Source organism: Amycolatopsis sp. NPDC041971, from assembly GCF_055588925.1.
Genome location: NZ_JBVJCE010000024.1, coordinates 129,631 through 138,623 on the forward strand (window position 1 = coordinate 129,631; position 8,993 = coordinate 138,623).

Genomic DNA, 8,993 nt, shown 5'->3' on the forward strand with positions numbered 1-8,993 from the left:
GGGGGTCACGGAGCGTTGGTGCGCGCGGACGAGCGTCTGCGGGGTGCGAATCCTCATCATCGGCGGCGGAGTGCTCGGCACCCAGCACGCCTGGCAGGCCGTCGAACGCGGCCATGACGTCGTCCAGATCGAACGCGAACCCGAGGCCAGGGGCGCGTCCGTACGCAACTTCGGGCTGGTCTGGGTCGGTGGCCGTGCCAGTGGTCCCGAACTGGAGACGGCGGCGCGGGCGCGCGTGCTGTGGGAGCGCATCGGGGAACGCGTCGAAGGGATCGGCTTCCGGCCGAACGGCTCCCTCACCGTCGTCCGCACAGAGGCCGAACTCGCCGTCGCGCGGGCGGCGGCCGCCACCACCGAGGACCGCGGCTTCAAACTGCTCGACGCCGCCGAGACCCGCGAGCTGAACCCGGCCCTGCGCGGCGACTTCCTCGGCGCGCTCTGGTGCGACCGCGACGCCGCCGTCGAACCGCGCGTCGCTCAGCCCGCTTTGCGCGCCGAACTGGCGAAATCCGGCCGCTACACCTGGCTGCCCGGCCGCGAGATCCGCGACCTGACCGATCGGGGCGTCGTCGACGACACGGGCGAAACCCATGAAGGCGACGTCGTGGTGCTGTGCACCGGCGCCTGGACCGGTGGCCTGGTCAAGGAACTCGCCGGGCAGCCTCCGATTCGACGGGTGCGGTTGCAGATGGCGCAGACCGAGCCACTCGGGGAGACCCTCACCACCACGGTCGCCGACGCGGACAGCTTCCGCTACTACCCGGCCTACCGCGGTGCCGAGCTCGACGGCCTCAACGCGGGCCAGCCGCAAGGCGAGATCGCCGCGGCCAACGCCATGCAGTTGCTCATGGTCCAGCGTCTCGACGGCTCGCTGACCATCGGCGACACCCACGAATACGACGAGCCGTTCTCCTTCGACACCACCGAGGACCCGTACGACCACTTGGCCGAGGTCGCCGGGGCGCTGCTCGGACGGCCGCTCCCGCGGATCGCCCGCCGCTGGGCCGGCGTCTACGCCCAGACCACCGACACCTCCCGGATCGTGCACCGTGCCCGCGTCGCGGACAACGCGTGGCTCGTCACCGGTCCGGGTGGCCGGGGCATGACCTGCTCGCCCGCCATCGCCGAAGACACCGCCGAGGAGCTTTCATGGTGAACACCGAACTCGTCGTCCTGGACATGGCCGGGACCACCGTCGCCGACGACGGCCTGGTGATCCGCGCCTTCACCACGGCGATCGCCGCCGCCGGAGTGTCCGAAGAGGACAGTCGCTTTCCCGGCATGCTGGACTACGTGGTCGAAACGATGGGGCAGTCCAAGATCGTCGTCTTCCGCGCACTTCTCGAAGGGGACGAGGACCTCGCCCAGCGCGCGAACACCGCGTTCCAGGACGCCTACGGGAAGCTCGTCGCCGACGGCCACTGCGAGCCGATCCCCGGCGCCGAGGAAACGATCCAGGAGTTGCGTGCCCAAGGTGTGAAGGTCGCCCTCACCACCGGTTTCGCCGCCAGTACCCAAAAAGCCATCCTGGACGCGCTGGGCTGGCACGGCCTCGCCGACGCCGTACTGGCGCCGGGCGAAGGCGTCAGCGGTGTCCGTGGACGCCCGTTCCCGGACCTCGTCCTCGCCGCCGCCCTGGGGCTCGAAATCACCGACGTCCGCCGCATCGCCGTCGCCGGTGACACGCCCTCGGACATCCAGACCGGGCTGAGGTCCGGCGCTTCGCTCGTCGCCGGCGTGCTCACCGGGTCGGCGAAGAAGCCGGAACTGGAAGCCGCCGGTGCCACCCACGTCCTCGAATCCGTCCGCGACCTCCCCGCCCTGCTGTCCCGCCAAGGAGCTTTGACGTCATGAAGAAACTCGCGGCCACCGCCCTCACCGGACTGCTCGCCCTCACCCTGGCCGCCTGCGGCGGAACCGCCGGCGGCGCTTCCGGCGACCAGACCATCACCCTGTACACAGTGGACGGACTCGAAGACTGGTACGCCCGGCGTTTCGAGGAGTTCAAGGCCAAGACCGGCATCACCGTCCAGGCGGTGACCGCCGGCTCGGGCGAGGTCGCCTCCCGGGTGGAGAAGGAGAAGGCCAACACCCAGGCCGACATCCTGGTCACGCTCCCGCCGTTCATCCAGCGGGCCGCGTCGCAGGGCCTGCTCGCCACCACGGCGCCGTCCGGGATCGACCAGGTCCCCGCCGGGCAGAAAGACGGCCAGGGTCGCTACTTCGCCGTCATGAACAACTACCTCAGCTTCATCCGCAACCCCCAGGTCTCGCCCAAGACCTGGGACGACCTGCTCGCGCCCGCGCTCAAGGGCAAGCTCCAGTACTCGACCCCCGGCGAGGCGGGCGACGGCACCGCCGTCCTGCTGCAACTCCAGCACGTCCTCGGCGACCAGGGCGCGCTCGACTACCTCGCGAAACTCGAAGCCAACAACGTCGGCCCGTCGTCCTCCACCGGCAAGTTGCAGCCGAAGGTGGCCAAGGCCGAGATCCTGGTGGCCAACGGGGATGTCCAGATGAACCTCGCCGCGATCGAGAAAGGCGGCGGTTTCGAGCTCTTCTTCCCGGCCGACGCGCAGGGCAAGCGGTCCACCTTCGCGCTCCCGTACTACGCGGGCCTGGTGAACAACGCGCCGCACGCCGAGAACGCCAAGAAGTTCCTGGACTTCCTGCTCTCGCCGGAGGTCCAGGCCAAGGCCGTCGACGCCTTCGGCGCCCCGTCGCGGACCGACGTCACGCCGTCCGGGCCGCGGGCGGACAAGGTGAAGGCCGCGCTCGACGGCGTCGAGATCTGGCAGCCCGAGTGGAACGCCGTCCTCGCGAAGCTCGACGCCGACCTCGCCGCGTACAAGAAGGCCGTGGGCCGATGACCCCGGCGGTCGAATTCCGCGGCGTGTCCGTCCGGTTCGGGCAGACGACCGCCCTCTCGCCGCTGGACCTCACCGTGGCGAGAGGGGAGACGCTGGCGATGCTCGGCCCGTCGGGCTCCGGCAAGTCGACGGCTTTGAAGGCACTCGCGGGTTTCGTCGTACCGAGCACCGGCCGGGTCCTGCTCGACGGCGAGGACGTCACCGCCCTGCCGCCGCACCGGCGCGGCCTCGGCGTGGTCGTCCAGAGCTACGCGCTGTTCCCGCACATGCGCGTCGAGGCCAACGTCGCCTTCGGGCTCAAGGCACGGAAAACATCCCGCGCCGAGACAGCGAGCCGGGTGGCCGAGGCCCTGGAACTGGTCGGGATGGGCCAGTACGCCCGTCGCTTCCCGCGTGAGCTTTCCGGTGGGCAGCAACAGCGTGTCGCGCTCGCGCGGGCGCTGGCGATCCGGCCGCGGGTGCTGCTGCTGGACGAACCACTGTCCGCGTTGGACGCCGCTTTGCGCGAGGACATGGTCGCGGAACTGCTGCGGCTGCGGGCCGAACTGCCCGACACCACGCTGATCTACGTCACCCACGACCAGGGCGAGGCGCTGGCGCTGGCCGACCGGATCGCCGTCATGCGCGACTCGAAGCTGGTCGAACTCGGGCCGAGCCGGGAGCTCTACCAGCGCCCTTCGACGGAGTTCACCGCGAGCTTCCTCGGCGCGTCCAACCTCATCCCGGTCGAGCTGATCCAGGCCGACGGCACCAGGGTCCGGCTCGGCGGCCGTGAACTGGCCGCCGACCCGTCCGGGACGATCCAGGCGGGACAGCCCGTCGCGCTCGGCGTCCGGCCCCACCGGGTCGGGATCACCGCGGTCGACGCGCCCGGCGCGCTCCCCGCCGTGCTACGCGGTGTCCAATGGCGTGGCACGGGCTTCCGGCTCGACCTCGAACTCGCGCACAACGGGGACGAGGTCCGGGCCGAAGTGCCGGACATCGAGGGTTTGCCGGGCGTTGGGGAGAAGGTCGGAGTGTCCATTCCGGACGGTTGCCCGCTGGTGGGTGTCGGATGACCGGCCTGGCACTGGCCGCGACGGCGGCACCGGCGCGAGAGCGGGAGAAACAGCCCGGACGCGGCTGGCTCCTGCTGCCGCCGGTGCTCGTCCTGCTCGGCTTCTTCGGCTACCCGCTGGTGCTGGTCGTCCTCCAGTCCCTGGAGTCGAAGACCGGCGAGTTCGGGCTGTCGGTGTGGCTGGACGTCCTGGGTTCGGCGGAATTCCGGGACGCCGCCTGGAAGACCGTCGCGCTCGCACTCGGCGCCACGGCGGGCTGCGTGGTGCTGGGAACGTTCCTGGCACTGGTGATCGCGTTCGTGCCGTTCCCCGGCGCGCGGACGCTCTCACGGCTGGTGGACACCGTGCTCGCGTTCCCGTCGTTCCTCATCGCGCTCGCGTTCACCTTCATCTACGGCAGCGCCGGAATACTGGGCGCGGGCGGATTCCTGTACTCGCCGTTCGGGATCCTGCTGGCGGAGATCACCTTCTACACGCCGTTCGTGATGCGGCCGGCGCTCGCCGCGTTCGGGCAGGTCTCGTCGGCGCAGATGGAGGTCGCGGCCAGTCTCGGCGCGAAACCCGGCCGCGTGCTGCGTCGGGTCATCCTGCCGGAAGCCTTGCCGTCACTGGCTTCCGGCGCCTGCCTGACCATGCTGCTGGCGATGAACGAGTTCGGCATCGTGCTGTTCCTCGGCGCCAAGGACGTCACGACGCTGCCGATGCTGGTCTACGGCAAGGGAATCGTCACGTTCGACTTCCCGCAGGCGTGCGTCATCGCGGTGGTCAACGTCGTGTTCTCCCTCGCCCTGTACGGAACCTACCGGCGACTGACGAAGGGAGGCCGCCGTGCTGCTGTGGACCAGGCGTAGCCGGATACTGCTGTGGGCGGTGTTCGCGGTGCTGTTCACCGCGATCGTGCTGGCGCCGCTGCTGATGATCGTGCTGGCGTCGGTCGCCGGGAACTGGACGGGACTGCTGCCGGGAACGCTCACCGGCTCGCATTTCGCGCAGGCGCTGTCCGGGGAGACGTTCGCGAGCCTTTCGGTGAGCATCCAGACCGGTGTCATCGCGTCGCTGGTGTCGGTGTTGCTGGGGACGTGGGCCGCGCTCGCGTCACAGTCGGCGCCTGCCAACCTGCGGAAGGCCGTCGACACCCTGTTCCACCTGCCGATCGCGGTACCGTCGGTGGTGCTGGGGCTGGCGCTGCTGGTCGCGTTCAGCCGTCCGCCGCTCGCCTTCAACGGCACGCGCTGGATCGTGCTGCTGGGACACGTGATGATCCTGCTGCCGTTCTCCTACAGCACGGTCTCCGCCGCGATCGCCCGGATGGACCCACTGCTGGCGCAGGCGGCGGCGAGCCTCGGCGCGGGGCCGGTCCGCGTACTGCTGCGGGTACGGCTGCCGGTCCTGCTGCCGTCGATCTCGGCGTCGGCGAGTCTCGCGCTGGCGATGTCGATGGGCGAACTGGGCGCGACGATGATGCTGTACCCACCGGACTGGCGCACGTTGCCCGCGAGCATTTTCGCGCTCACGGACCGGGGCCAGGTGTTCCTGGCGTCGGCGAGCACGGTGCTGCTGCTGGCCGTCACCCTCGCCGGGGTGGTGCTCCTCGGACTGGCTCGCGGCCGCGCGGCACAGCGATGATGCAACCCTTCGTGGTCCCGGTTCCGTCCTGGAACCATGAAGAACGCAGCGAAGACGCTGGGCGCGGGACTCGTGCTCGCCGCGACGGCGGCCTGCGGCGCGAGCGGCCCCGGAGCACCGGCGAACACGAGTACCCCGCCGGTCGTCACCTCACCCTCGGATCTGCCCACCTCGCTCCCGGCGAGCCCGCCGGTCGCGAAACCACCGATGTCACGCCCGACCGCCGGCCCGCCGCCCTCGGACAAGATGCTGCCGCCGACCCAGGTCGAGGCCAAGGTGCCCGCGCAGGTCAGCGCCGAGAACGGCGGCTTGAACGTGCACATCGAGCTGAGCGGTTGCGACGAGGCGACGGCGGACCTCGCCGGCCAGAACGCGCAGCGGGTCGTGGTCAAGGTGAAGATCGACCACGGCGATCCGGGGCGGATGTGCCCGCAGGTCATCCGCTACGCCGTCCTGCCGGTGAAACTCGCCGAGCCGGTCGGGCCGCGGACCGTCGTCCTGGAAGCGGGTTGAGCTCATGTGCAACCCCAAGGCGGCCTCGTTCCGTCCTAGCCACATGAGGTACTTAACGAATGTCATCGGCCTTGGCCTGATCGTCGTTGCGGTATCCGCTTGCGGGGCGCGGAACCAGGCAGCGGAACCCGCGGCCGGACCCGGGAGCGGCACCCTGAGTACCGCGCCGTCGGCACCGACCGCGCCGTCTTCGTCCCCGACGCCCGCGCCGGGAAGTCAGCCGGGTGTTCCGGGCGCGCCGCGCCAGGAGGTCCCGGAAGGCAGCACCAAGCTGCCGGACAAGCAGCTCGACGCGTCGGCGCTGCCCGCGGACTACCCGCGTGAGGTGTACACCAGCAACGGCGGGACCATCCTGAACGTCCGCGGCCAAGAGGGCGGCTGCGGGCACGCGACGGCGGAGGCCGCGCAACAGGACGGGACCAGGGTCACCATCAACCTGACCGAATTGCAGGGCCAGACCGGCCAGATGTGCACGATGGACATCCGGCATCCGGTGATCTCGGTGGCGCTATCGGCGCCGCTGGGGGAGCGGACCGTGGTCCTGAAGCAGATGCGATAACGGCTCCGGCCGGTCCATTGCGGCCGCGGGAAATCCGTGAAGGCCTCCTTGAGGGACCCAGAGTCCCTCAAGGAGGCCTTCACGGAACTCGGCAAGGAGTGAAGGTCCGCGCGTCCGCTGTGACTGCTGTTGTAGCTGGTGCGAACGTGGTGTCCGAGTCCGTGAAGGCCTCCTTCCCTACCCTGAAGGTCAGGGACCCGGCAAAGTCGCATAGCCGCTGGTCGTGGCGTTCTTGGTGCTTCGAACTGGACTTCCGAAGAGGGCGGGTGACAGGGTGCCTTGAGCGCCAGGTGTCCACAAAGGACACTATCCGGCCACTGGATGTCCATTCGATGCGTTTATGCACGGGCAACGCCGCTTCGGAGGCGTCCTCTGTGGACAGTCGAGAAGGTGTCAGGCCACGGTGGCGAGCCTGCCTCTGTCACCACAACATGAAGGAGGCCTTCACGGACATGCCATGAAAGAACCTTCGTCTCACCGGAAGCTGATCTGCAGCACCGGTTCCGAGGTGGCCTCGAAGAAGTCGTTGCCCTTGTCGTCGATGACGATGAACGCGGGGAAGTCCTCGACCTCGATCTTCCAGACCGCCTCCATCCCCAGCTCGGCGTACTCGAGGACGTCGACCTTCTTGATGCAGTCCTGCGCGAGCCGCGCGGCCGGTCCGCCGATCGAGCCGAGGTAGAACCCGCCGTGCTCGTCGCACGCGGCGGTCACCTTCTTGGATCGGTTGCCCTTCGCGAGCATCACCAGCGAGCCGCCCGCGGCCTGGAACTGCTCGACGTAGGAGTCCATGCGTCCTGCGGTGGTCGGCCCGAAGGAACCCGACGCGTAGCCCTCAGGTGTCTTCGCCGGGCCCGCGTAGTACACGGGGTGATCGCGAAGGTACTGAGGCATCTCTTCGCCCGCGTCGAGCCGCTCGGCGATCTTCGCGTGCGCGATGTCGCGGGCGACGACGAGCGGGCCTGTCAGCGACAGGCGCGTCTTCACCGGCAGCCGCGAGAGCTGGGCGCGGATCTCGGTCATCGGACGGTTGAGGTCGACGGTCACGACCTCGTCGGACAGGTCGTCCTCGGTGACGTCCGGGAGGAACCTTGCCGGGTCGCGCTCCAGCTGCTCCAGGAACACGCCGTCCGCGGTGATCTTCGCCTTCGCCTGGCGGTCCGCGGAGCACGAGACAGCGACGCCGACCGGGCAGGACGCGCCGTGGCGCGGCAGGCGGATCACGCGGACGTCGTGGCAGAAGTACTTGCCGCCGAACTGCGCGCCGATGCCGAACTGGCGCGTCATCTCCAGCACCTGCTGTTCGAGGTCGACGTCGCGGAAACCGTGCCCCAGCTCGGAACCCTCGGTGGGCAGATCGTCGAGATAGCGGGCGGAGGCCAGCTTCGCGACCTTCAGGTTGAACTCCGCCGACGTGCCGCCGACGACGATCGCGAGGTGGTACGGCGGGCAGGCCGCGGTGCCGAGGCTGCGCAGCTTCTCGTCGAGGAACTTCGCGAGCCGCTTCGGGTTCAGGACCGCTTTCGTTTCCTGATACAGGAACGTCTTGTTCGCGCTCCCGCCGCCCTTGGCCATGAACAGGAATTCATAGCTCGGGTCGCCTTGACCATCTTTGTGATAGAGCTCGATCTGCGCGGGCAAGTTGGTACCCGTATTGCGCTCATCCCAGAAATTCACCGGCGCCATCTGCGAATAGCGCAGATTCAACTCCTGATAGGCCTCGAAAATGCCTCGCGACAGCGCGCGCTCGTCGTCGGCGCCGGTGAGCACGCCTTCGCCGCGTTTGCCGATCACGATCGCCGTGCCGGTGTCCTGGCACATCGGGAGGACGCCGCCGGCGGAGATCGCCGCGTTGCGCAGCAGGTCCATCGCGACGAACCGGTCGTTGCCGCTGGCCTCGGGATCGTCGACGATCGCCCGCAGCTGCGCCAGGTGCGAGGAGCGCAACAGGTGCTGGATGTCGGTGATCGCGGTCTTGGCGAGTTTGGTCAGCGCCTCGGGCTCGACCTGGAGAAACTTCCGGCCCGCGGCCTCGACGACCTCGACACCTTCGGTGCCGAGCAACCGGTACTCGGTGTGGGTGTCCTTCGCGAGCGGAAGGACTTCAGTGTGCTGGAACGTGGTGGGCGCCACTGCGCGGGCTCCTTTGCCGGCATCGGGAACCCGCCCACGGTACCCAAGCCCGGCCAAGGCGTCCGCGAGGCCATGGCCGACGTAACCGAGACCACTGCCGGTGCGCGCCGACGCCAGTGGGGGGGGGGGGGGGGGGGGGGGGGGGGGGGGGGGGGGGGGGGGGGAGGAGAAGAAGAGAAGAGGGAACGGACAAGTGAGGGCAAGCGTGGGGGGGCAGGGGGGGCGGAGTAGGGC

At 69.5% G+C, this 8,993-nt stretch carries 9 protein-coding genes; 8 read left to right on the top strand and 1 reads right to left on the bottom strand.

Annotated elements, in window-relative coordinates; all coding sequences use genetic code 11:
- The first annotated feature begins 43 nt into the window (after window positions 1–43).
- The 8 genes from ACZ6DT_RS36075 to ACZ6DT_RS36110 are packed head-to-tail and all read left to right on the top strand — an operon-like array spanning window position 44 to window position 6,626.
- Window positions 44–1,156 (top strand): TIGR03364 family FAD-dependent oxidoreductase, encoded by a 1,113-nt coding sequence (locus tag ACZ6DT_RS36075; RefSeq protein WP_465603646.1) that lies wholly within the window; start codon window positions 44–46, stop codon window positions 1,154–1,156.
- Entirely contained in the window at window positions 1,150–1,854 is a 705-nt protein-coding gene (locus ACZ6DT_RS36080; protein ID WP_465603647.1) for a phosphonatase-like hydrolase, read from the top strand. Before ACZ6DT_RS36075 ends, ACZ6DT_RS36080 begins: the two co-directional genes overlap by 7 nt.
- Window positions 1,851–2,870, top strand: a complete 1,020-nt coding sequence (locus ACZ6DT_RS36085; RefSeq protein ID WP_465603649.1) for a 2-aminoethylphosphonate ABC transporter substrate-binding protein — start codon at window positions 1,851–1,853, stop codon at window positions 2,868–2,870. The genes ACZ6DT_RS36080 and ACZ6DT_RS36085 overlap by 4 nt, the downstream gene beginning before the upstream one ends.
- Window positions 2,867–3,928: an ABC transporter ATP-binding protein gene (locus ACZ6DT_RS36090; protein ID WP_465603651.1), complete on the top strand. Its 1,062-nt coding sequence runs from the start codon at window positions 2,867–2,869 to the stop codon at window positions 3,926–3,928. The genes ACZ6DT_RS36085 and ACZ6DT_RS36090 overlap by 4 nt, the downstream gene beginning before the upstream one ends.
- Entirely contained in the window at window positions 3,925–4,779 is an 855-nt protein-coding gene (locus tag ACZ6DT_RS36095) for a 2-aminoethylphosphonate ABC transporter permease subunit (protein WP_465603652.1), read from the top strand. Before ACZ6DT_RS36090 ends, ACZ6DT_RS36095 begins: the two co-directional genes overlap by 4 nt.
- Complete coding sequence (locus tag ACZ6DT_RS36100) at window positions 4,757–5,554, top strand: ABC transporter permease (protein ID WP_465603653.1); 798 nt, start codon at window positions 4,757–4,759, stop codon at window positions 5,552–5,554. Before ACZ6DT_RS36095 ends, ACZ6DT_RS36100 begins: the two co-directional genes overlap by 23 nt.
- Before the next feature lie 36 nt (window positions 5,555–5,590).
- Window positions 5,591–6,067: a hypothetical protein gene (locus ACZ6DT_RS36105; protein WP_465603654.1), complete on the top strand. Its 477-nt coding sequence runs from the start codon at window positions 5,591–5,593 to the stop codon at window positions 6,065–6,067.
- Window positions 6,068–6,110: 43 nt separating this feature from the next.
- On the top strand, window positions 6,111–6,626 hold the full coding sequence (locus ACZ6DT_RS36110) for a hypothetical protein (protein WP_465603656.1): 516 nt from the start codon (window positions 6,111–6,113) through the stop codon (window positions 6,624–6,626).
- A gap of 474 nt (window positions 6,627–7,100) precedes the next feature.
- On the opposite strand, the gene ACZ6DT_RS36115 is transcribed toward ACZ6DT_RS36110, so the two are convergent.
- Complete coding sequence (locus ACZ6DT_RS36115) at window positions 7,101–8,759, bottom strand: fumarate hydratase (RefSeq protein WP_465603657.1); 1,659 nt, start codon at window positions 8,757–8,759, stop codon at window positions 7,101–7,103.
- Window positions 8,760–8,993 lie beyond the last annotated feature (234 nt).

What these genes read in the sequence shown, in the direction of transcription:
- ACZ6DT_RS36085 (WP_465603649.1), top strand. Translation starts at nt 1,851, where the DNA reads ATGAAGAAACTCGCGGCCACCGCCCTCACCGGACTGCTCGCCCTCACC.
- ACZ6DT_RS36105 (WP_465603654.1), top strand. Translation starts at nt 5,591, where the DNA reads ATGAAGAACGCAGCGAAGACGCTGGGCGCGGGACTCGTGCTCGCCGCG.
- ACZ6DT_RS36095 (WP_465603652.1), top strand. Translation starts at nt 3,925, where the DNA reads ATGACCGGCCTGGCACTGGCCGCGACGGCGGCACCGGCGCGAGAGCGG.
- ACZ6DT_RS36110 (WP_465603656.1), top strand. Translation starts at nt 6,111, where the DNA reads ATGAGGTACTTAACGAATGTCATCGGCCTTGGCCTGATCGTCGTTGCG.
- ACZ6DT_RS36090 (WP_465603651.1), top strand. Translation starts at nt 2,867, where the DNA reads ATGACCCCGGCGGTCGAATTCCGCGGCGTGTCCGTCCGGTTCGGGCAG.
- ACZ6DT_RS36080 (WP_465603647.1), top strand. Translation starts at nt 1,150, where the DNA reads ATGGTGAACACCGAACTCGTCGTCCTGGACATGGCCGGGACCACCGTC.